Raw genomic sequence first — 23001 nt, forward strand, 5'->3', positions numbered from 1 at the left:
GCGCTGCGCCCTGCGTGCGGCCGGCCGCGACGTCCTCGGCCTTCGGCTCGATCTCGTCGAGCTTGATGCGCACGGCGTCGATCCAGCTCTTGTACGGCTTCGCGTTCGCGAGGTTGTCCTTGAGTTCAGGATCGGCTCGACCCAGCGCCACGCCGCTTCCTGCTCGTCGCGGCGCACGAACAGGGCGAGGCGGCCGTTGATCACGTCGAGCAGCAGGCGCTGGTAGGCCTCCATCTGCCCTTCCTTGAAGAACTGGTCGAACGCGAGGTCGAGGTGCACGCTCGCGAGGTTCATCCCTTCGCCGGGCTGCTTCGCGAGGCAGTACAGGCGAATCGTCTCGTTCGGCTGCAGCCGGATCACGAGGCGGTTCGCGCCGGCGCGCAGCGCGGTGGGCCCGAGCGCCGAGTGCGGCACCGGCCGGAAATTGACGACGATCTCCGCGACGCGGTCGGCGAGACGCTTGCCGGTGCGCAGGAAGAACGGCACGCCGGCCCAGCGCCAGTTCTCGATCTCGACCTTCAGCGCGACGAAGGTTTCGGTCTGGCTGTCGGGCTTCACGCCCGGCTCGGTCGCGTAGGCCGGCACCTGCGCGCCCTTGATCACGCCCGCATGATACTGGCCGCGCACCGCGACCTTGCCGATGTCGCGCGGATCGACCGCTTTCAGCGCACGCAGCACGCGCAGCTTCTCGTCGCGCACCGAGTCGGAATCCATCGAGTGCGGCGGCTCCATCGCGACGATCGACAGCAGCTGCAGCAGGTGGTTCTGCACCATGTCGCGCAGCGCGCCCGTATTGTCGTAGAAATCGCCGCGCGCCTCGACGCCGAGCTCCTCGGCGATCGTGATCTGGATGCTCTCGACCCATTCGCGGCGCCACAGCGGCTCGAACAGCGCATTGCCGAAGCGCAGCGCGAGCAGGTTCTGTACCGGCTCTTTCCCGAGGTAGTGGTCGATCCGGTAGATCTGGTCTTCCGCGAAGATCTCGCCGACCGCGTCGTTGATCGCGTTCGACGAGCGCAGGTCGTAGCCGAGCGGCTTCTCGAGCACGATGCGCGCGCCTTCGTTCAGGCCGACCGACGCGAGCGCCTTGCAGATCGGCACGAACAGCGACGGCCCCGTCGCGAGATAGAACACGCGGATGCCGGGCAGCTGCGCGACCGCGTCGCGCAGCACGGTGTAGTCCTCCGCGCGGCCGAGGTCGAGCTTCACGTATTCGATGCGCTCGAGGAAGGCTTGCCACGCGCTGTCGTCGAACGCCTTGCCGGCCGCCTTCGCCGCATGCGGCTTCACGTGCGTGTCGACCCACTCGAGATAGCCCGCCCGATCCGATTCGTGCCGCGCGACGGCAACGATCCGGCCGCTTTCCGCGAGCATGTTGCCGCGGTGCGCTTCGAACAGCGCGGGCAGGATCTTGCGCATCGACAGGTCGCCGGTGCCGCCGAAAAGTACGAAGGTAAAGCTGGAATCGGTATGCATGTGTCTCCGCCGGTTGGGGTGCTGGGAAGCGATCCGTAGTGCGATAAAAATATTTTTGACACTGAATTGTAGTTTAACTACAATCCGCCGCAAGGGGTAGCACCTGGGTGAAGAAAAAAAGAAGTGCGGTCGATGAACTGCGCGAGCTTCGCCTTCGGGAACGCCTTGTGCCGAATGTTATCGGACATTGACGGTGCGCATCGTCCGCGCGCCGTCGCCCCGGGCTCGCGCCGCGGCATCGCGGCGGGCCAGAAACACAATGAGGAGACACGCCGTTGAATCTCGATTCACGCTTTCTGTAAGAGCCCGGCCGGTCATCGGCCCCGTACGCTGCACGCGTCCCGCGGCTCGATTTCCCCGTCGTTTATCAAGAAGCCGGTTCCCGGTCAGGGAACTTCACGAGTTGATTCAGTCTGGAGGAGATAAGTAATGAAAGTTCGCTCGATCATGGGCGCGCTCTGCGCCGCGGGTCTGATGGCTGGCGCCGTGGCGGCGCAGGCGGCCGAGAACGTAACGGTGCTGCACTGGTGGACCTCGGGCGGCGAGTCGAAGGCCGTCGGCGTGCTGAAGGACGACCTCCAGAAGCAGGGCTACGTGTGGAAGGACTTCGCGGTCGCGGGCGGCGCGGGCGCGGCGGCCATGACGGCGCTGAAGACCAAGGTGATCAGCGGCGATTCCCCGTCGGCCGCGCAGATCAAGGGCCCGCTGATCCAGGACTGGGCCGACCAGGGCGTGCTCGTCAACATCGATTCGGCTGCCGGCGACTGGAAGCAGAACCTGCCGCCGGAAATCGACAAGATCATCAAGTACAAGGGCCATACCGTCGCCGCGCCGTTCTCGGTGCACCGCGTGAACTGGCTCTATATCAACAAGGCCGCGCTCGACAAGATCGGCGCGAAGGTGCCGACCACCTGGCCCGAGTTCTTCGCGGTGGCCGACAAGCTGAAGGCCGCGGGCATCCAGCCGGTCGCGATGGGCGGCCAGCCGTGGCAGGATCTGACGTTGTGGGAAGACGTCGTGCTGTCGCAGGGCCCGGCGTTCTACAAGAAGGCGCTCGTCGATCTCGACCCGGCGACGCTGAGCTCGCCGCAGATGCTGTCGGTGTTCGACACGGTGCGCAAGATCCAGGGCTACTTCGACACCGGCCGCAACGGCCGTGACTGGAACCTCGCGACCGCGATGGTGATCAACGGCAAGGCCGGCATGCAGTTCATGGGCGACTGGGCGAAGGGCGAGTTCGAGAACGCCGGCAAGAAGGCCGGCAAGGACTATATCTGCGCACCGGTGCCCGGCACGGCGAATTCGTACACGTTCAACGTCGACTCGTTCGTGTTCTTCCAGCAGAAGGGCCAGAAGGACGCGACGCCGGGCCAGCTCGCCCTCGCGAAGACGATCATGACGCCGGCCTTCCAGGAGCAGTTCAGCCTGCTGAAGGGTTCGGTGCCGGTACGCCTCGGCGTGAAGATGGACAAGTTCGACGACTGCGCGAAGAAGTCGTATGCCGACGAGCAGACCGCGATCAAGTCGGGCGGCTTCGTGCCGTCGCTCGCGCACGGGATGGCGCAGGGCGACGCGACGGCCGGCGCGATCACCGACGTCGTGACGAAGTTCATGAACTCGCAGCAGGATTCGAAGAGCGCGGTCGCCGCGCTCGCGAAAGCCGCGAAGGTGAAGTAAGGCGCAACGGGCGCCCGGCCGGAAACGCATCGTCGGCCGGGCGTTTTTGCATGTGCAGCAAACGGGCTCGCCCGCGGGCCCGCGCCGTACCCGGCGCCGGCCCGGCCTGCGCCGCCCTCGTTCCAGGAGTCGAATCAAGTGGCTGCCCCTCTTAGCGGAAACGGATCCGGCACTGCCGTCGCACGGCGCACGTCGCCGATGTCGGCTTTCGCCGATCGCTGGATTCCGAAGCTCGTGCTCGCGCCGAGCCTCGCGATCGCCGTCGTGTTCATCTACGGCTTCATCCTGATTACCGGCTATCTGTCGCTGACCAACTCGCGGCTGTTGCCGAACTACGAATTCGACGGCTTCGGCCGTTACTCGGACCTGTTCCAGAACGACGTGTGGTGGACCTCCGCCGCGAACCTCGGCTGGTTCGGGATTCCGTTCATCGCGATCTGCGTCGCGCTCGGGCTGTTCCTCGCGATCCTGCTCGACCAGCGAATCCGCAACGAAGGCGCGCTGCGCGCGATCTTCCTGTACCCGATGGCGCTGTCGTTCATCGTGACGGGCACCGCGTGGCAGTGGATCCTGAACCCGGGCCTCGGCCTGGAGAAGGTGATGCACGACTGGGGCTGGACGAGCTTCTCGTTCGGCTGGCTCGACGATCCGGACAAGGCGATCTTCTGTATCGTGATCGCCGCCGTGTGGCAGTCGACCGGCTTCGTGATGGCGCTGTTCCTCGCCGGGTTGCGCGGCGTCGACGCCGAGATCTTCAAGGCCGCGCAGGTCGACGGCGCGACGCTGCCGACCATCTACCGCAAGATCGTGATCCCGAGCATGCGCCCGGTGTTCTTCTCGGTGCTGCTGATCCTCTGCCACATCACGATCAAGACCTTCGACCTGGTCGTCGCGCTGACGGCGGGCGGCCCCGGCACGTCGTCGTCGCTGCCGGCCATGTTCATGTACACGTTTTCGTTCAACCGCGGCCAGCTCGGGCTCGGCGCGGCGTCGTCGGTGATGATGCTCGCGACCGTGGTCGCGGTGCTGGTGCCGCTGATGTATATGGAATCGAGGAGCACCCGCAATGCAGCCTAAGATGACGATCAGCCGGGCAGTGATCTATGCGGCGCTGATCCTGTTCGCGCTGTATTTCCTGTTCCCGATCTACGTGATGCTGTCGACGTCGTTCAAGGACCTCGACCAGCTGCGCACCGGCAACCTGCTGACGCCGCCGACGCACTGGACGTTCGATCCGTGGGTGAAGGCGTGGAGCGGCGCGTGTACCGGCGTGCGCTGCGACGGGATGAAGCCGTTCTTCCTGAATTCGCTGCAGATGGTGATTCCGGCCGTGCTGATCTCGTCGCTGATCGGCGCGTTCAACGGCTACGTGCTTACGCACTGGCGCTTTCGCGGCGCGGATGCGCTGTTCACGATGATGCTGGTCGGCTGCTTCATCCCGTTCCAGGTGATCCTGCTGCCGATGGCGCGCCTGCAGGGGATGCTCGGCCTCGCGAATACCATTCCGGGCCTGGTGTTCGTGCACGTCGTGTACGGCATCGCGTTCACGACGATGTTCTTCCGCAACTTCTACGTGAGCGTGCCGGCCGAGCTCGTGAAGGCCGCACGCATCGACGGCGCGGGCTTCTTCACGATCTTCACGAAGATCCTGCTGCCCGTGTCGCTGCCGATCTTCATGGTGTGCCTGATCTGGCAATTCACGCAGATCTGGAACGACTTCCTGTTCGGGATCGTGTTCTCCGGCGTCGACTCGATGCCGATCACGGTCGCGCTGAACAACCTCGTCAACACGTCGACGGGCGTGAAGGAGTACAACGTCGACATGGCAGGCGCGATCATCGCCGCGCTGCCGACGCTGCTCGTCTACGTGGTCGCCGGCCGCTACTTCGTGCGCGGGCTGACGGCGGGCGCGGTGAAGGGGTAAGCGCGGTTTCATCCGATACGACGAACCGGCCGCGCGCGACGCGCGGCGCATCGAAACGAACCCGACGCGGCGCCGCAGTGCGCCGCGCGAGACGAGACAGAGGATTCACAGCATGGCAAGCCTTTCCATCCGTGACGTGTACAAGACCTACCCGAACGGGGTGCCGGTCCTGAAGGGTGTCGACATCGAGATCGAGGACGGACAGTTCCTGATCCTGGTCGGCGGGTCGGGCTGCGGGAAGTCGACGCTGCTCAACATGATCGCCGGCCTCGAGACCGTGACGAGCGGCGAGATCTGCATCGACGGCAAGGTCGTCAACGACCTGTCGCCGAAGGATCGCGACATCGCGATGGTGTTCCAGTCGTACGCGCTGTATCCGTCGATGACGGTGCGCGAGAACATCTCGTTCGGCCTGAACATCCGCAAGGTGCCGAAGAGCGAGCAGCAGCAGATCGTCGAGCGCGTATCGGCGATGCTGCAGATCCAGCACCTGCTCGACCGCAAGCCGGGCCAGCTGTCGGGCGGCCAGCGCCAGCGCGTCGCGATGGGCCGCGCACTGGCGCGCGATCCGTCGCTGTTCCTGTTCGACGAGCCGCTGTCGAACCTCGACGCGAAGCTGCGCATCGAGATGCGCGCCGAAATCAAGCTGCTGCACCAGCGTCTCGGCACGACGATCGTCTACGTGACGCACGACCAGATCGAGGCCATGACGCTCGGCGACCGGATCGCGGTGATGAAGGACGGTGTGGTCCAGCAGTTCGGCGCGCCGCAGGACATCTACGATTCGCCGTCGAACCTGTTCGTCGCGGGCTTCATCGGCGCGCCGCCGATGAACTTCATCAACGGCAAGCTGGTCGAGCAGGGCAGCGGGATCGCGCTCGAGATCGATACGGGCGTCAAGCGCGGCGCGCTCAACCTGCCGTTCGATGGCCAGCTGAAGTCGCACGTCGGCCGCGAGGTGATCCTCGGCCTGCGTCCGGAGCGCATCACCGACGTGCGCCACGCGCACAACGGCGACGCGTCGCACCTGCAGCCGTTTGATGTGCGCGTCGACGTGACCGAGCCGACCGGCCCGGACACGCACGTGTTCGCGCAGGTCAACGGCAAGCGGATCGTGAGCCGCGTGCACCCGGCCGCGAACCCGCAGCCCGACCAGACGCTGTCGCTGCTGTTCGACGTGTCGAAGGCGGTGCTGTTCGATCCGGCGTCGGAAGAGCGGATCGCGTGAGGCGGCGCTTGCGCTGAATGAAAGAGAAGGGGCCGTCTTGAACGGCCCCTTTCGTTTTTGCGTGTGGCGATGCGCGGCGGCGTCAGTGCGGCAACCGCACGTCGAACTTGAACGTCGCGAGCCGCGCGACGAGGATGAAGCCGGTCGCGAGCAGCACGCTGTACACCGAGTCGAACTGCAGCCACGCGAGCAGCAGATAGAACCAGCAGCCGACGAACGCGCAGGTCGCGTACGGCCGCGAATCGCGCAGGATCAGCGGGATGTCGTTGCAGAGCACGTCGCGGATGATGCCCCCGACCACGCCGGTGATCACGCCCATCATCACCGCGATGAAACGCGGCATCTCGGCATCGAGCGCGATCGCGGTGCCCGAGATGCTGAAGATGCCGAGCCCGATCGCATCGGCCACCAGCAGCAGCCGCTCGGCCGACAGCCGCGACAGCATCCGCAGCACGAACGGCGCGAACAGCGCGAGCACGAAGATCGCGATCACGTAGTCGTCGTGGATGACCCAGTAGAACGGCCGGCGTTCGAGCAGGATGTCGCGCAGCGTGCCGCCGCCGAACGCGGTGGCGAGCGCGACGACGAACGTGCCGACCGAGTCGAGACGGTTCTTGCGCGCCTCGATGAAGCCCGAGATCGCGAAGGCGAGCGTCGCGATCGCTTCCAGTATCGAGATCGCGAGCGTCAGCCTAGGATGCGGCACGCGGCCCCCGATCGGCGGGCGCCGGCAGCGGCTGCAGCAGCACGAGCACCGCGCCCGCGCCGCCGTCGTGGCTGCGCGCCTCGCAGAACGCGATCACTTCTTCCTTCTGCACGAGCCACGCGCGCACCTTGCCTTTCAGCACGGGCTCCTTGCCGATCGAGCCGAGCCCCTTGCCGTGGATCACGCGCAGGCAGCGCAGCCCCTTCTTGCCGGCTTCGCGGATGAATTCCGCGAGCGCGTCGCGCGCCTCGTCGCGCCGCATCCCGTGCAGGTCGAGTTGCGCCTGCACGATCCACGCGCCGCTGCGCAGCTTGCGCACGACCTCGCGGCTGATGCCGGGGCGGTGGTAGTACAGCGATTCGTCGCTGTCGAGCAGCGTCTCGGGATCGAATTCGTCGGACAGCGTCGCGTTCAGCACGTCTTCCTCGTCGCGCTGCGTCTGCTTCGGCACCGGGTCGGGCGGCATGCGGCCGGGCTTCGCGCGCGGCGGCGCGTTCAGCGGCTGGATCGCGCCGATTTCGTTGCGGAACAGGTTCGCGTCGGCTTCCGCCTGGCGCGCGACCTTCGCGGTTTCGACGCGGGCGCGCTCGCGGCGGTCGGCTTCGCCTTGCAGCGACTTGCGCAGCGCGCCGAGGCCGGCAAGGCCCTGGCCGCGCAACGTGGCGGCATCAGGCGCGGGCGATGGCGCGGCGGGCGCCGGGTTCGCGGGACGGGAGGCGATCTGCCGCTTCGCGGGATCGCTCGGATGGGGCTGGTTCTTCGCCATGATTCGGTAACCGGGCAGGCGCGTTCGGACGCGCGGGCACAAAAAAAGCCGCTGCACGGCGGCAGCGGCTTTCCGGTCAAGCCCGCTTCGCGGCAGCGGACGCCATTGTAGCGCCCGGCGGCCGAACGCTTGACGCTTACTTCTTGTCGTGCAGGCTTTCGAGGTAGCGCTGCGCGTCGAGCGCGGCCATGCAGCCCGTGCCGGCGCTCGTGATCGCCTGGCGGTACACGTTGTCCTGCACGTCGCCGGCGGCGAACACGCCCGGCACGCTGGTCGACGTCGCGTTGCCGTGCAGGCCGCTCTTCGTCAGGATGTAGCCGTCCTTCATCTCGAGCTGGCCCTGGAACAGGTCGGTGTTCGGCTTGTGGCCGATCGCGACGAACACGCCTTGCACGTTGAGATCCTGCGTCTCGCCGGTCTTCACGTTCTTGATGCGCAGGCCCGTGACGCCCGACTGCTCGCCCGTCACTTCGTCGAGCACGTGATCCCACTTGATATCGACGACGCCTTCCTTTTCCTTCTCCAGCAGGCGGTCGATCAGGATCGGCTCGGCGCGGAACTTGTCGCGGCGGTGAATCACCGTGACCTTCTTCGCGATGCCCGTCAGGTAGAGCGCTTCCTCGACGGCCGTGTTGCCGCCGCCGATCACCGCGACTTCCTGGTTGCGATAGAAGAAGCCGTCGCAGGTCGCGCAGGCCGACACACCCTTGCCCATGAAGGCTTCCTCGGACGGCAGGCCGAGATACTGCGCGGACGCGCCGGTCGCGATGATCAGCGAGTCGCACGTGTATTCGCCCGAATCGCCGATCAGCCGGATCGGCTGTTCGTGCAGTTTCGCGGTGTGGATGTGGTCGAATACGATTTCGGTGTTGAAGCGCTCGGCGTGCTCCTGGAAGCGCGCCATCAGTTCCGGGCCTTGCACGCCCTTTGCGTCCGCCGGCCAGTTTTCGACGTCGGTCGTCGTCATCAGCTGGCCGCCCTGCGCGATGCCGGTGACCAACACCGGGGACAGGTTGGCGCGTGCCGCGTAGACGGCAGCCGTGTAGCCGGCGGGGCCGGAACCGAGAATCAGGACTTTGGCGTGTTTGGGCGTGGACATGTGCGAATCCGTAAAAGGCGGCCGCGGCGGGCGGGATAAGGCTCGCCGGACGGTCTGGGTTGACCGGGATGCCGTCATAGATGGGTATCAGACGCGCATTATAAAGGCCCCGTTGCTGCACTGCCGAACGAGAGTTTCAATCGTGGCGATAGCGTTTCCCGGCGGCCGGCTCGCGGCGCGGCGCGGCGGAGGGGGCGGCGGGCACGGCTGCCGTTGCCCGTGGCGGCGCATTGCCGCGGGCGGGCGCCATGGGCTGGCGCCAGACGGTCCGGATCGCATGTGCGGTGGGGTGCTTCAGGTACCCGGCCCTCTTATGTAACCGTCATTTACACTTGACGGCCCGGTGCAGCGTTTACAATAAGCGCGATCGAACGACAGGCGGGCGCGCGGCCCGTCCTCTTTATACGGATTCATGGCAAAAGCTCCTTATTCCGCCCAGGCACAGGCGTTGCCGCACCGGATGTCGAAGCTCCTCACGGAGATCCGCTGGATTCTCCAGGTCGCGCTCTGCGCTTTTCTGGTGATGGCCCTGTTGAGCTACAGCCGGCGCGATCCGAGCTGGACGCACGCAGCCCAGGTGGACCACATCTCGAACTGGGCCGGCCGCGTGGGCGCGTGGACGGCCGACATCATCCTGCTGCTGTTCGGCCTGTCGGCCTACTGGCTGATCGTGCCGCTCGGACGGCGCATCGCGGTCAACTACCGGCGCATCACGCGTCACGAGGCGGTAGTCGACGAACCCGAGCGGCCGATCGGCTGGCTCACCGAGATCTTCGCGTTCGTGCTCGTCGTGCTCGCGTGCGACGGCATCGAGGCGCTGCGGATGTGGTCGCTGAAGGTGCAGTTGCCGCGCGCGCCGGGCGGCGTGATCGGCGAGGCCGTGGCGGGCGCGATGTCGCACGCGTTCGGCTTCACCGGCGGCACGCTGCTGCTCTTGATCGCGCTCGCGATCGGCCTGTCGCTGTATTTCCGCTTCTCGTGGCTGTCGGTCGCCGAGCGCGTCGGCGGCGCGATCCTGTCCGCCGTCAACGTCGCGAAGCTGCGCCGCGAGGCCGAGCGCGACCGCAAGCTCGGCGAGGCCGCGGCCGTGCGCCGCGAAGGCAAGGTCGAGGAGGAGCGCGTGCGCATCGAGGATCACGAGCCCGTGACGATCGTGCCGCCGGTCGTCACGCCGGCGAAGTCCGAGCGCGTCGAGCGCGAGCGCCAGGTGCCGCTCTTCACCGACCTGCCGGGCGATTCGACGCTGCCGCCGGTGTCGCTGCTCGATCCCGCGCCGAAGACGCAGGAAGCGATTTCGGCCGATACGCTCGAATTCACGTCGCGGCTGATTGAAAAGAAGCTGAAGGATTTCGGCGTCGAGGCGAGCGTCGTCGCCGCGTATCCGGGCCCGGTCGTCACGCGCTACGAGATCGAGCCGGCCACCGGCGTGAAGGGCAGCCAGATCGTCAACCTTGCGAAGGATCTCGCGCGTTCGCTGTCGCTCGTGTCGATCCGCGTGGTCGAGACGATCCCCGGCAAGAACTACATGGCGCTCGAGCTGCCGAACCAGCGCCGCCAGACGGTGCACCTGTCCGAGATCATCGGCTCGGAAGTCTATGCGGCCGCGTCGTCGGCGCTGACCCTGAGCCTCGGCAAGGACATCGGCGGCAAGCCGGTGTGCGCGGATCTCGCGAAGATGCCGCACCTGCTGGTCGCCGGCACGACCGGTTCGGGCAAGTCGGTCGGGATCAACGCAATGATCCTGTCGCTGCTGTACAAGGCGACCGCCGAGCAGGTGCGCCTGATCCTGATCGATCCGAAGATGCTCGAAATGAGCGTCTACGAAGGCATTCCGCACCTGCTGTGCCCGGTCGTCACCGACATGCGCCAGGCCGGCCATGCGCTGAACTGGACGGTCGCGGAGATGGAGCGCCGCTACAAGCTGATGAGCAAGCTCGGCGTGCGCAACCTTGCCGGCTACAACAACAAGATCGACGACGCGGCGAAGCGCGAGGAAAAGATTCCGAATCCGTTCAGCCTCACGCCGGACGATCCTGAGCCGCTTGGCCGCCTGCCGAACATCGTCGTCGTGATCGACGAGCTGGCCGACCTGATGATGGTCGTCGGCAAGAAGGTCGAGGAGCTGATCGCGCGGATCGCGCAGAAGGCGCGCGCGGCGGGCATCCACCTGATCCTCGCGACGCAGCGTCCGTCCGTCGACGTGATCACCGGCCTGATCAAGGCGAACGTGCCGACGCGGATCGCGTTCCAGGTGTCGTCGAAGATCGACTCGCGCACGATTCTCGACCAGATGGGCGCCGAATCGCTGCTCGGGATGGGCGACATGCTGTACCTGCCGCCGGGCAGCGGGCTGCCCGTGCGCGTGCACGGCGCGTTCGTCGCCGACGACGAAGTGCATCGCGTCGTCGAGAAGCTCAAGGAGCACGGCGGGCCGAACTACGTCGAAGGGCTGCTCGAAGGCGGCACCGCCGACGGCGACGAGGGTTCGGCCGGCGCGGGAACCGGCGAAGGCGGCGGCGAGTCTGATCCGCTGTACGACCAGGCGGTCGAGATCGTCATCAAGAACCGCCGCGCGTCGATTTCGCTCGTGCAGCGTCATCTGCGGATCGGCTATAACCGCGCGGCGCGGCTGCTCGAACAGATGGAACAGTCGGGGCTCGTGTCGACGATGTCGTCGAGCGGCAACCGCGAAATTCTTGTGCCGGCGCGCGACGCGGAATGAGTCCGCGGCGCCCGCGGCGCCGGCCACCCAGGGAGAAAACCGCAATATGCAGCAACATTCGTTCGCATTGTCCCTTCGTTCGACGCGGCGCTGGCTCGGCGCGGCGCTCGCCGGCGCATCGCTGATGCTCGCGGCGACGCACGCGTTTGCGAGCGGCACCGAGCAACTGAAGGCCTTCGTGTCGCAGGTGCGTTCGGCGAAGGGTGAATTCACGCAGCAGATCGTCAAGGCGCCGAGCAAGGGCGCGAGCGCCGCGCAGGCCGCGCCGAAGCCGAACGACAATTCGAGCGGCACGTTCGTGTTCTCGCGTCCGGGCAAGTTCATCTGGACGTACCAGAAGCCGTACCAGCAGGTGCTGCAGGCCGACGGCGACAAGCTCTACGTGTACGACCGCGACCTGAACCAGGTCACCGAGCGCAAGCTGAACGGCGCGCTGGGCGCGAGCCCGGCCGCGATCCTGTTCGGCAGCAACGATCTCGACAAGAACTACACGCTGCGCGATGCGGGCGAGAAGGGCGGAATCGACTGGCTCGAGATGTTGCCGAAGGCGCAGGACACGCAGTTCCAGCGGATCGGCATCGGTTTCCGCAACGGCACGCTCGCCGCGATGGAACTGCACGACGTGTTCGGCAACGTCACGCTGCTCACGTTCACGAACATCCAGACGAATCCGCCGCTGAAGGGCGATACGTTCAAGTTCGTCGTGCCGAAAGGCGCGGACGTGATCAACGGCTGACCGGCGTCGCACCGTTGTCCCGACACGGGCCTGCCGGCAACGGCAGGCCCGTGTTGTTTCCGGACGCGGGTACCGGACGCAGGCACCGGGCCCGGGCCCGGCGGCGCAGTCGCGCGGCTGTCATAATATTGGGTCCGGCGGCCCGTTCGGCCGCCATTGTCTGATCTGGAGCGAGGGTTCATGTCCGACCTGTTTCAAGTCGAGCCGCGCCGGCCGCTCGCCGAGGCGCTGCGGCCCAAGACGCTCGCCGAGGTGATCGGCCAGACGCACCTGCTGGGCGAAGGCAAGCCATTGCGGCTCGCGTTCGAATCCGGCAAGCCGCATTCGATGATCCTGTGGGGGCCGCCCGGCGTCGGCAAGACGACGCTCGCGCGCCTCACCGCGCTCGCGTTCGACTGCGAATTCATCGCACTGTCCGCGGTGCTCGGCGGCGTGAAGGACATCCGCGAGTCGATGGAGCAGGCGAAGGAGACGCTGAACCGCACCGGCCGCCACACGATCCTGTTCGTCGACGAAATCCACCGCTTCAACAAGGGGCAGCAGGATGCGCTGCTGCCGTTCGTCGAGTCGGGGCTCGTGACCTTCATCGGCGCGACGACCGAGAATCCGAGCTTCGAAGTCAACTCGGCGCTGCTGTCGCGCGCACAGGTCTACGTGCTGCAGTCGCTGAACGACGACGAGATGCGTCAGTTGCTCAAGCGTGCGCAGGAAATCGCGCTCGACGGGCTCGCGTTCGACGACAAGGCGGTCGATACGCTCATCGGTTACGCGGACGGCGACGCGCGGCGCTTTCTGAACCTGCTCGAGCAGGCGCAGACGGCCGCCTCGTCCGCCCGAATCACGACCATCGATGCCGATTTCGTCAGCAGCGCGATGACGCTGAACGCGCGGCGCTTCGACAAGGGCGGCGACAATTTCTACGACCAGATCTCGGCGCTGCACAAGTCGGTGCGCGGTTCGAGCCCGGACGGCGCGCTGTACTGGTTCTGCCGGATGATCGACGGCGGTGCGGATCCGAAATATCTCGCGCGGCGGATCGTGCGGATGGCGTGGGAAGACATCGGCCTGGCCGACCCGCGCGCGCTGCAGATGGCGAACGACGCGGCCGCGACCTACGAGCGGCTCGGCTCCCCCGAAGGCGAGCTGGCGCTCGGGCAGGCGGTGATCTATCTCGCGTGCGCGGCCAAGAGCAACGCGGGCTACAACGCGTTCAACCAGGCGATGGCGTTCGTGAAGCAGGACAAGTCGCGCGAGGTGCCCGTGCATCTGCGCAATGCGCCGACCAAGCTGATGAAGGAACTCGGCTACGGTCATGCGTATCGCTACGCGCATGACGAGCCGAATGCCTATGCGGCCGGCGAGACCTACCTGCCGGAAGGCATGCGCGAGCCGCGCTGGTACAAGCCGGTGCCGCGCGGGCTCGAATCGAAGATCGCCGACAAGCTCGCGTGGCTGCGCGAGCTCGACCGCGAGGCCGGCAAGAAGGACTGACCGGCCACACGCGGCGGCGGGCGCTGCGCCGGGTGCGTCAGCGCTTGCGGCCCGGCTGCTTCTTCCAGTACTCGAACGGCTCCGCGTGGCATTCGATGTCGAGTTCGGCGATCCGTGCGTGCAGGCGCTCCTGCGCATCGGCGATCGCGAGGTTGTAGATCGCCGGCGCGATCTCCTCGACGAAGAAGTGCAGCAGCGCACCGGCCTGGATGTTGCCGATCGGCTCGTCCATGTTTTCTGTGAAATAGCGTTGCAGCGACGCGATCGCGCGGTCGCGGACATCCTTGTCCAGCTCGATGGCCATCGGGTTCCCTCGGGTGATGGTGATGCGAAGGCGGGTGCGTGGCCCGCCGCTTTGCGCTTGGCCGGCCCGGCCGGCGCGGTTGTCGCGCGCTGCGCAGCGGCGCTGCACGACGCGCTTCGCCGGCTGCCGACGCGCAGGCCGGCAATGCGATACTGCCACGTCCGCCGCGCGTTTGCGGCACTGTCCGTCCGGCCAGTGCCGTGGCGACCGCGCGGTGCGTTAGAATTCCCGTCTTACACAACGATTTCCCAAGTCCTCCCATGCTCGACATCCAGTTGCTGCGCAAAGACCTCGACGGCGTCGCGAAGCGCCTCGCCGATCGCGGCTACACCCTCGACGTCGCCGCGTTTTCCGCCCTCGAAGCGGAACGCCGCGCGATCCAGACCCGTACCGAAGAGCTCCAGGCGCGCCGCAACAGCCTGTCGAAGCAGATTGGCGCGATGAAGGGGAAGGGCGAGGACACGTCGGCCGTGATGGCCGAAGTCGGCGGGATCGGCGACGAGATGAAGGCGTCGGAGGCCAAGCTCGGCGAGATCCAGACGCGCCTGTCCGACCTGATGCTGGGCATGCCGAACGTCGCGCACGAAAGCGTGCCGGTCGGCAAGGACGAAGCCGACAACGTCGAGGTGCGCCGCTGGGGCGCGCCGCGCGAGTTCGACTTCGAGGTGAAGGATCACGTCGACGTCGGCACGCCGCTCGGCCTCGATTTCGAAACCGGCGCGAAGCTCGCCGGTGCACGCTTCACGATGCTGCGCGGCTCGATCGCACGTCTGCACCGCGCGCTCGCGCAGTTCATGATCGACACGCACACGCTGCAGCACGGCTACAGCGAGACGTACACGCCGTACATCGTGAATCCCGAGATCCTGTATGGCACGGGCCAGCTGCCGAAGTTCGCGGACGACATGTTCCGCGTCGAGAAGGGCGGCGGCGAGAGCACGATCACGCAATACCTGATCTCGACGTCCGAGATTTCGCTGACGAACACCGTGCGTGAATCGATCGTCGAAGGCTCAGCGCTGCCGATCAAGCTGACCGCGCATTCGCCGTGCTTCCGCTCGGAAGCCGGCTCGTACGGCCGCGACACGCGCGGGATGATCCGCCAGCACCAGTTCGACAAGGTCGAGATGGTGCAGGTCGTCGCGCCGGACGCATCGTACGCAGCGCTCGACGAGATGGTCGGCCACGCGGAAGCGATCCTGCAGAAGCTCGGCCTGCCGTACCGCGTGATGGCGCTGTGCACCGGCGACATGGGTTTCTCGGCCGCGAAGACGTTCGACCTCGAAGTGTGGCTGCCCGCGCAGAACACCTATCGCGAGATCTCGAGCTGCTCGAACACCGAGGCGTTCCAGGCGCGCCGGATGCAGGCGCGTTTCCGCAATGCGCAGGGCAAGCCGGAACTCGTGCATACGCTGAACGGCTCGGGCCTCGCGGTCGGACGTACGCTCGTCGCGGTACTCGAGAACTACCAGAATGCCGACGGTTCGGTCACGGTGCCGGAGGCACTGCGTCCGTACATGGGCGGCATGGAGCGCATCGACGCGCCTGCCCAGGCGTCGTAACACGGCCTTCAAACCCCTCGCAAAAAATTTGCAGAAAGGGCTTGTCAGCCAGGAAGCGATCGTCTTATAATCTTTTTCTCGCGGAAACGACCAGCCGTGAGATGTAGCAAGGAAGGAGAGGTGGCAGAGTGGTCGAATGTACCTGACTCGAAATCAGGCGTACGGTTTCCCCGTACCGTGGGTTCGAATCCCACCCTCTCCGCCAAAATACGAAGCCCCGTGATCCGAAAGGATCACGGGGTTTTTCGTTTTGGGTCGCCGCTGCATGTGTCGATTGACGATGCGGCGACGACAGGGCGACTATCGGCGCATTCGCTCGTGTCGACACCGACGCAGGTCGGCCACTCCGTGACCGGCGCGATCGTCGGGGTCGCCGGAGCCTCGTTCGTCATGTTGTCGGCCGGCGCAGTATGCCGGCCCTCATCACTTTCTTCTGTTTTAAGCCTTCCATATCCGGGCCGTTAACACGGTGCGGCGGCCGGTACTCGTGCCGGTCGCATCGTTCTCCGTCGATTCAAGGTCCCATGAAGCTGAGCTACAAGATTCCCCTCGCATTCGCCATTGCGCTGCTGCTGATGTTCTGCGGTGCGCTGTACGGCATCCGCATCCTCAATCGGTCGATCGATACGTTCGCGAACGACGTGCAGACGCATGTCGCCAACGAGCGGCTCGTGTCGGCGACGCTCGTGCAGTTCAAGCTGCAGGTCCAGGAATGGAAGGACACGCTGCTGCGCGGCAAGCAGCCCGACAAGCTCGACAAGTACTGGCAGGCATTCCAGACGCGCGAGCGCACGGTCGACACGCTCGCCGCGCAACTCGTCAACCGGTTGCCGCCCGGCGAGAGCCGCACGCTCGTCGAGCAGTTCATGCGCGCGCATGCGGCGATGGGCGACGGCTACCGGCGCGGGTTCGACGCATTCAAGGCTGCGGGTTTCGAACCAACTGCCGGTGACGCGGCCGTGGCGGGCGTCGACCGGGCACCCGCCGAGCTGCTCGAGCGCGCGGCGAAGACGATCGCCGACGAGAGCGCCGACGTGTCGGCGCAAACGAGTCGCGACGCGCGTCACGCGACCGCGGCAAGCGTCGTGCTGATGCTGATCGTGCTCGGCATCGCGATGATCGGGGCGTTCCTGTTCAGTCGCGCGATCCTGCGGCCGCTCGATCGCGCAGTCGCCTGTGCGCAGGCGGTGGCCGGCGGCGACCTGACGCGCGACGTCGACGCGGCCGGCCGCGACGAGATCGCCGATCTGCTGCGCGCATTGCGGACGATGCAGGCGAGCCTGTCGGGTGTCGTGCTCGAGGTGCGTACGCATGCCGAAGCCGTCGCGACCGCGAGTGCGCAGATCGCATCGGGCAATCACGACCTGTCGTCGCGCACCGAGGCGCAGGCCGCATCGCTCGAGGAAACCGCCGCCAGCATGACCGAACTGACGGATATCGTGCGCCAGTCGGCCGGGTATGCGCAGCACGCGGCGCAGCTGGCACAGGACGCATCGGACATTGCGTCCGCGGGCGGCAGTGTGATGACGGACGCCGTCGACACGATGACCGGGATTGCCGCCAGTTCGGCGAAGGTTGGCGAGATCATCGCGGTCATCGACAGCATCGCATTCCAGACCAACATCCTCGCGCTGAACGCGGCCGTCGAGGCGGCGCGGGCGGGCGAGCAGGGGCGCGGGTTCGCGGTCGTCGCGTCGGAGGTTCGCACGCTCGCGCAGCGCAGTGCGGCCGCCGCGAAGGAGATCAAGGCGCTCATCGAGCAATCGACGCGGCGGGTCGACGAGGGCGCCGTGCTGATCGGCCGCGCGGGCGAATCGATCCACGAGATCGTCGGCGCGGTGCAGCGGGTCACGACGATCGTCGGCGAGATCTCGTCCGCGTCGCAGGAGCAGAGCGGCGGCATCCAGCAGGTGAACGTCGCGGTCACGCAGATGGATGAAGCGACGCAGCGCAATGCGGCGCTGGTCGAACAGGCGTCGGCCGCAACGCAGGCGCTGGCCGAGCAGGCGAGCGCGCTGCGGCACGCGGTCGCCGTGTTCAGGCTGCCGCAAGCCGCGTGACGATATCGCCGGCGACCGCACCGCGTGGCGTCATGCCGTGGCCGAATACTGCGCGAGCACGCGAGCGCGGATCGACGGCTTGATGTTCGATTGCGCCATGTTGCCGCCGTAGTGCGCGACGACGCGCGGATTCATCACGCGATACCAGAGCGGCGGCACATAGGCGAACAGGATCATCGTCGCGTAGCCGGCGGGCAGTTGCGGCGAGTCGTCGAAGTGGCGCAGCGCCTGGTACGAGCGCGTCGGGTTCGCGTGATGGTCGGCGTGCCGCTGCAGCTGATACAGGAACAGGTTGGTGACGACGTGATTGCTGTTCCACGAATGCTGCGGCGCGCAGCGTTCGTAGCGGCCGCTCGGCAGCTTGCGGCGGCCGAGCCCGTAGTGCTCGACGTAGTTGACGACTTCGAGCAGCGACGCGCCGTACACGGCCTGGATCACGAGGAACGGGATCACGACCTTGCCGGCCATCGCGATCGCGAGGCCCCACACGACGACGGTCATCGCCCACGCATGCAGGACCTCGTTGCGCCAGGTCCACGGCGAATGCCCGAGCCGCTCGAGGCGCGTCTTTTCGAGCCGCCAGGCCGAGCGGATGCTGCCAGTCACCGTGCGGGGCAGGAAGGCCCAGAACGATTCGCCGTAGCGCGCGCTCGCCGGGTCCTCTGCCGTCGCGACGCGCACGTGATGGCCGCGGTTGTGCTCGACGAAGAAGTGCCCGTACGCAACCGGCGCGAGCGTGACTTTCGCGAGCCAGCGTTCGAAGCGGCTGGTCTTGTGCCCGAGTTCGTGCGCGGTGTTGATCGAGATGCCCGTCGCGGCGCCGAGCGACAGCGCGAAGCCGACGTAGTCGTACCACGCGAGCGCATGCGTGCCGACGATCCACACGCACATGAAGAACGCAATGTATTCGATCAGCGTCGCGAGATAGACGATGTAGCGGTAGTAGCGCGCCCGTTCGAGGTGCGGGACGACGGCTTCGGGCGGATTGTCGCGATCGTCGCCGATCAGCGTGTCGAGGATCGGAATCACGCCGAACGCGAACAGCGGGCCGAACCACCAGAACACGTGAAGGCCCGTCGACAACGCAAGCTGGGCCGACAGGATCGGCAGCGTGATCGTCACCGCACCGAGCAGCCACAGATAACGTTTGCCATCCGACCAGCCCGAGGCCGATTCGTCGGTCATTGCCATTGTCTCCCTCCTTTCGGGGCAGGCTCCTGCGCTCGCGGGCGCGACGGCCGGACCTGCACGTTTATCGTCGTTCGAATCGTCGTTGGTCCGCGGCACGGCACGCGGCACCGGATCAGTGGCCCGGTTGTGCCAGTTATACGACCGTCGCGCATCCTTTCCAAACCCCGGCGCTAGGCATGGCACTCCAAACGGCGGGCCGCGCATGCCGCGCGTCGGGAAGGCCGTCACGGGGGTGATTGAAACAGGCCATGCAGGCCCGATCGACCCGTGCGGCCGAGGTCTCGTCAGAGGAATGTGTGTTGTGATGCTCGCGTGCCTCCGGCGGTGAGCTTCGCAACGAATGTTGCAATGCAATAAGTGCGCCTCAACGACGTGCGGTGGCACAGCCCTTTCCCGTACATATGTTACGAACAATTACGGTCGTGGCGATGAAATGCCGGAGGTTCGGCGAATGAAATGCCATACATGACAAGGCGAGCGGGGCGACATGTCCGACCTTGCGGTTCGGTTGCCGTGCGTCGCTGTGCATCGGCGCGCCAATGCTGCATCTGCACACCCGCGCGTGGGCGGCATCTGTTGCCTTTCGATCCGCGCTGTCATTTGAAAATAACGATTTGACTCATGCCCCGCTTTCGGTTGAAGCTAGTAGCTTGCTGTCCGAAGGGGGCTGTGCCTGCATGAGTTCGACCTTGACCGTTCGTCGTATCGCTGCCGACCAGGGCCGCGTGTATCGCGAACTCCGCGCCGCGTCATTGCGTGAGCCCTACGCGCCCGGCGAAGCGCCGGAGGCCGAATTGCTGAACGTCGATTCCGACGCGGCGGCGGCCATCGCCGCGCTGCGCGCCGAGTCCGACGAGTCGACGACTTTCCTGCTGTACACCGAAGGCCATCCGGCCGGCATGATCGGCGCGTATTTCGACAATACGCCCGAGCGGCGCGCGTTCGTCAGCGAGCTCTGGGTCGCGCACGCGGTCCGCCATCTGCGCGGCGGCGTGCTGTTGCTGGAAACGGCCACCGCGTGGCTGGCCGAACGCGGTGCGCAGGACGTCTATGCATGGATCGCCGATGCGAACCGCAACGCAATTCGTTTCTACGAGCGCGCGGGTTTCGGCAACACGGGCGAGCATGCACCAATCGCGCGCATGCCCGGCGCGATGAAGTCGTTGTTCGTGTCGCACTTCAACACACCCTGACGCATGAACGCGCGGGCCGCACGGCGCGATGAAGCCCCGGTCGCCCGTCCCACTGCCCGCCTGCTGGTCGCGCGTTCGCCGCGACCCGGTTTCCCAAAAATGATGGCTGCACGCGTGGACGCCTGTAAAATACGCAAAAATTTTTTGCAGAGTGTCCATGTCGCTTAAAAAATCGCCATTCTTCGAGCTGCGCAGCGGATCGGTCGATACGTTGCTGTTCACCGTGAAGACGACCGATCTCGATGCGTTGCGTACCGAATTGGTCAAGCGCTTCGAAGCGACTCCCGAGTTTTTTGCCGATGATGTCGTCGCAATCGACGTCCGCCGCCTCGCGGACGGCGAACGCGTCGCGCTCGCCGACATCCGCCAGATGCTGAACGACGTGCGGATGCGCCCGGTGGGCGTCGTCGCGCTGGCCACGCAGGGCTGGGCGGGGGAAGCCGGCCTGCCGTTGCTGGAGGCGCGCGATCGCCGCGTGTCGGCCGGGAAGCCGGCCGACGAAGCGGAGCCTGCGCCTGTCGCTGCCGAGGCCGTTGCGGCTGCCGTGGCAGCCGAACCGGCGCCGGAGCCTGCGCCGACGTCGATTCCGGCGGGCGGCCAGACGCTGGTGATCGATCGGCCGCTGCGTTCGGGGCAGCAGATTTACGCGAAAGGGGACCTCGTGGTGCTTGCGCCGGTCAGTCACGGCGCCGAGATCATCGCGGAAGGCAACATCCACATCTACGCGCCGTTGCGCGGCCGCGCACTCGCGGGCGTGCATGGCAATCACGACGCGCGCATTTTCTGCACGTGTCTCGAACCGGAACTGATTTCAATCGCGGGTATCTATCGAACGACCGAGAACCCGTTGCCCGCCGACATACTGGGCAAAGCGGTGCAGATCCGGCTCGAAGAGGAAAAACTGATGATCGAACCGCTGCGCCTGACGTGATTCACGCGGCGCACGCCGGCTCGATCGGCTCTCATTGACGAACACAGGGTATTGGGTAAATGGCAAAAATCATCGTGGTGACTTCGGGCAAGGGCGGCGTGGGCAAGACGACGACCAGCGCGAGCTTCGCGTCCGGCCTCGCGCTGCGTGGCCACAAGACGGCCGTGATCGACTTCGACGTTGGCCTGCGCAACCTCGATCTCATCATGGGCTGCGAGCGGCGCGTGGTGTACGACCTCGTCAACGTGATCCAGGGCGAAGCGAACCTGAACCAGGCGTTGATCAAGGACAAGAAGTGCGAGAACCTGTACATCCTGCCGGCGTCGCAGACGCGCGACAAGGATGCGCTCACGCGCGACGGCGTCGAGAAGGTGCTGAACGACCTGGTCGCGATGGACTTCGACTTCATCGTCTGCGATTCGCCGGCCGGGATCGAAGCCGGTGCGCTGCATGCGATGTACTTCGCCGATGAAGCGCTGATCGTCACGAACCCGGAAGTGTCGTCGGTGCGCGATTCGGACCGCATTCTCGGCATCCTGTCGTCGAAGACGAAGCGCGCGACCGAAGGCAAGGATCCGATCAAGGAGCACCTGCTGATCACGCGTTACAGCCCGAAGCGCGTGAGCGAAGGCGAGATGCTGTCGCTGGAGGACATCAGCGAGATCCTGCGCATCAAGCTGATCGGCGTGGTGCCCGAATCGGAAGCCGTGCTGCACGCATCGAACCAGGGTCTGCCGGCCGTGCATATCGACGGCACCGACGTTGCGGAAGCGTACAAGGACGTCGTCGCTCGCTTCCTCGGCGAGGACAAGCCGCTGCGCTTCACCGATTACCAGAAGCCGGGCCTGCTGCAGCGCCTCTTCGGCAGCAAGTAACGGAGGCCGCCCATGTCCATCCTTTCGTTTCTCCTCGGTGAGAAGAAGAAGTCCGCATCGGTCGCGAAGGAGCGCCTGCAGCTCATCATCGCGCACGAGCGGGTCGGCGGCCGGCCGCCGGCCGATTACCTGCCGGCGCTGCAGAAGGAGCTGGTCGCGGTCATCTCGAAGTACGTCCGTATTTCGAACGATGACATCCGCGTGAGCCTCGAGCGCCAGGACGATCTCGAAGTCCTCGAAGTGAAGATCGAGATCCCGCAAGCCTGACTTTTGCCGGTCTCTCTCCGCACGGCGGCGCATTCCGCCGTGCGCGTCTTACGCCCTGTTGCACTTTCGGGCTCGCCGTAACACGGTGTCTGTCGGCCGTTGGTCGACCTCCCGCATTGAACGAATACGCTCGCGTCGCTCGCGTCATTTCTCAATCAGGAGGTTGTGATGGCTGTCTCTGTTGTTCAACGCCGTATCGTTTCGCTCGCGCTGTTCGCCGCGGGCCTGTCAGCCGTCGCCGCGCCGCTCGCTGCACGCGCGGACGAGATCCTCGTCGGCGCGCCGGTGTTGGTGCAATCGGGCCGGATGGTCGTCGCCGAACCGGTGGCCGTGCCCGCCCAGGAAATCGTCGTCGTCGCGCCGAACGCGCCGCCGGCCGTGCGCTACGAGGTCGTGCCCGACGCGCGCGTCGGCTATGTGTGGGAGCGCGGTCACTGGCACTGGGATCATGGTCGCTACGTGTGGATCGGCGGCCACTGGGAAGCCGAGCGTATCGGCATGCACTGGGTGCCGGGCCACTGGGATCAGCGCGGCCCGAACTGGTTCTGGACCCGCGGCCACTGGGCTTGACGGAGGCGTGCGATGAAACGAACCGCCATTGCCATCGCGCTCGTCGCAATCACGCTCGCCGGCTGTATCGTCGTGCCGGCCCGGCCTGTCTACTATCGGCCGGCGCCGGTGGTGATCTACTGAGCGTCGCCCGGGCCCGGTTGCGCCGGGCCGTTCGCGCCGGATGCCGGCCGGCCGCCGTCATGCGGCGTCGCCGGCGTGTGCGTGGCGCCGTTGTCGGCCG

The 23001-nt window shown here is 66.2% G+C and carries 20 protein-coding genes and 1 tRNA gene; 15 read left to right on the forward strand and 6 right to left on the reverse strand.

Annotated elements, in window-relative coordinates; genetic code table 11:
* Positions 1-1476 (reverse strand): glucose-6-phosphate dehydrogenase (gene zwf, locus F3J14_RS23990; RefSeq protein WP_247682280.1); only part of this gene is annotated, 1476 nt, incomplete at its 3' end.
* A gap of 429 nt (positions 1477-1905) precedes the next feature.
* On the opposite strand from zwf, the gene F3J14_RS23995 reads away from it, so the two are divergent.
* The 4 genes from F3J14_RS23995 (at position 1906) to ugpC (ending at position 6305) form a co-directional block, all read left to right on the forward strand.
* A complete protein-coding gene (locus F3J14_RS23995; protein ID WP_166725114.1) occupies positions 1906-3153 on the forward strand; it encodes an ABC transporter substrate-binding protein in 1248 nt (415 codons plus the stop codon).
* 138 nt (positions 3154-3291) lie between these two features.
* Positions 3292-4230: a sugar ABC transporter permease gene (locus F3J14_RS24000; protein ID WP_166725115.1), complete on the forward strand. Its 939-nt coding sequence runs from the start codon at positions 3292-3294 to the stop codon at positions 4228-4230.
* Complete coding sequence (locus F3J14_RS24005) at positions 4220-5077, forward strand: carbohydrate ABC transporter permease (protein WP_006750821.1); 858 nt, start codon at positions 4220-4222, stop codon at positions 5075-5077. The genes F3J14_RS24000 and F3J14_RS24005 overlap by 11 nt, the downstream gene beginning before the upstream one ends.
* A 112-nt stretch (positions 5078-5189) precedes the next feature.
* A complete protein-coding gene (ugpC, locus tag F3J14_RS24010) occupies positions 5190-6305 on the forward strand; it encodes a sn-glycerol-3-phosphate ABC transporter ATP-binding protein UgpC (RefSeq protein WP_006750822.1) in 1116 nt (371 codons plus the stop codon).
* An 82-nt stretch (positions 6306-6387) separates the two neighbouring features.
* Here ugpC and F3J14_RS24015 read toward each other — a convergent pair whose 3' ends face one another.
* The 3 genes from F3J14_RS24015 to trxB form a co-directional block, all read right to left on the reverse strand.
* Positions 6388-7011, reverse strand: coding sequence for a trimeric intracellular cation channel family protein (locus tag F3J14_RS24015; RefSeq protein WP_166725116.1), 624 nt, complete (start codon positions 7009-7011; stop codon positions 6388-6390).
* Positions 6998-7777, reverse strand: a complete 780-nt coding sequence (locus F3J14_RS24020; protein WP_166725117.1) for a Smr/MutS family protein — start codon at positions 7775-7777, stop codon at positions 6998-7000. Before F3J14_RS24020 ends, F3J14_RS24015 begins: the two co-directional genes overlap by 14 nt.
* A gap of 136 nt (positions 7778-7913) precedes the next feature.
* Positions 7914-8876 carry a thioredoxin-disulfide reductase gene (gene trxB, locus F3J14_RS24025; protein WP_166725118.1) on the reverse strand — a complete coding sequence of 321 codons (963 nt, stop codon included), beginning with the start codon at positions 8874-8876 and terminating at the stop codon, positions 7914-7916.
* Positions 8877-9288: 412 nt separating this feature from the next.
* Between trxB and F3J14_RS24030 the strand changes: the two genes are divergently transcribed.
* From F3J14_RS24030 to F3J14_RS24040, 3 genes are all read left to right on the forward strand, one after another.
* Entirely contained in the window at positions 9289-11598 is a 2310-nt protein-coding gene (locus tag F3J14_RS24030; protein ID WP_166725119.1) for a DNA translocase FtsK, read from the forward strand.
* Between the two features lie 46 nt (positions 11599-11644).
* Positions 11645-12334 carry an outer membrane lipoprotein chaperone LolA gene (gene lolA, locus F3J14_RS24035; RefSeq protein WP_006750827.1) on the forward strand — a complete coding sequence of 230 codons (690 nt, stop codon included), beginning with the start codon at positions 11645-11647 and terminating at the stop codon, positions 12332-12334.
* A 180-nt stretch (positions 12335-12514) separates the two neighbouring features.
* A complete protein-coding gene (locus F3J14_RS24040; protein WP_166725120.1) occupies positions 12515-13825 on the forward strand; it encodes a replication-associated recombination protein A in 1311 nt (436 codons plus the stop codon).
* 37 nt (positions 13826-13862) lie between these two features.
* On the opposite strand, the gene F3J14_RS24045 is transcribed toward F3J14_RS24040, so the two are convergent.
* Entirely contained in the window at positions 13863-14129 is a 267-nt protein-coding gene (locus F3J14_RS24045; RefSeq protein WP_166725126.1) for a DUF2164 domain-containing protein, read from the reverse strand.
* Positions 14130-14389: 260 nt separating this feature from the next.
* On the opposite strand from F3J14_RS24045, the gene serS reads away from it, so the two are divergent.
* The 3 genes from serS to F3J14_RS24060 all read left to right on the forward strand — a co-directional run bounded on the left by serS (position 14390) and on the right by F3J14_RS24060 (position 17751).
* Positions 14390-15691, forward strand: a complete 1302-nt coding sequence (serS, locus tag F3J14_RS24050; protein WP_166725121.1) for a serine--tRNA ligase — start codon at positions 14390-14392, stop codon at positions 15689-15691.
* A 114-nt stretch (positions 15692-15805) separates the two neighbouring features.
* Positions 15806-15896 (forward strand) — tRNA-Ser (locus tag F3J14_RS24055).
* Positions 15897-16215: 319 nt separating this feature from the next.
* On the forward strand, positions 16216-17751 hold the full coding sequence (locus tag F3J14_RS24060) for a methyl-accepting chemotaxis protein (RefSeq protein WP_166725122.1): 1536 nt from the start codon (positions 16216-16218) through the stop codon (positions 17749-17751).
* Between the two features lie 30 nt (positions 17752-17781).
* Here F3J14_RS24060 and F3J14_RS24065 read toward each other — a convergent pair whose 3' ends face one another.
* Positions 17782-18942 (reverse strand): alkane 1-monooxygenase, encoded by a 1161-nt coding sequence (locus F3J14_RS24065; RefSeq protein WP_166725123.1) that lies wholly within the window; start codon positions 18940-18942, stop codon positions 17782-17784.
* Between the two features lie 677 nt (positions 18943-19619).
* Here F3J14_RS24065 and F3J14_RS24070 point away from each other — a divergent pair.
* The 5 genes from F3J14_RS24070 to F3J14_RS24090 all read left to right on the forward strand — a co-directional run bounded on the left by F3J14_RS24070 (position 19620) and on the right by F3J14_RS24090 (position 22778).
* A complete protein-coding gene (locus F3J14_RS24070; RefSeq protein ID WP_166725127.1) occupies positions 19620-20135 on the forward strand; it encodes a GNAT family N-acetyltransferase in 516 nt (171 codons plus the stop codon).
* Between the two features lie 157 nt (positions 20136-20292).
* Positions 20293-21066 carry a septum site-determining protein MinC gene (gene minC, locus F3J14_RS24075; protein ID WP_166725124.1) on the forward strand — a complete coding sequence of 258 codons (774 nt, stop codon included), beginning with the start codon at positions 20293-20295 and terminating at the stop codon, positions 21064-21066.
* Between the two features lie 59 nt (positions 21067-21125).
* Positions 21126-21941: a septum site-determining protein MinD gene (minD, locus tag F3J14_RS24080; protein ID WP_006750835.1), complete on the forward strand. Its 816-nt coding sequence runs from the start codon at positions 21126-21128 to the stop codon at positions 21939-21941.
* 12 nt (positions 21942-21953) lie between these two features.
* Entirely contained in the window at positions 21954-22208 is a 255-nt protein-coding gene (minE, locus tag F3J14_RS24085) for a cell division topological specificity factor MinE (RefSeq protein WP_006750836.1), read from the forward strand.
* Positions 22209-22376: 168 nt separating this feature from the next.
* Positions 22377-22778 carry a YXWGXW repeat-containing protein gene (locus tag F3J14_RS24090; protein WP_166725125.1) on the forward strand — a complete coding sequence of 134 codons (402 nt, stop codon included), beginning with the start codon at positions 22377-22379 and terminating at the stop codon, positions 22776-22778.
* Positions 22779-23001 lie beyond the last annotated feature (223 nt).

Source organism: Burkholderia sp. Tr-862, from assembly GCF_011753085.1.
Classification (GTDB): domain Bacteria; phylum Pseudomonadota; class Gammaproteobacteria; order Burkholderiales; family Burkholderiaceae; genus Burkholderia; species Burkholderia ambifaria.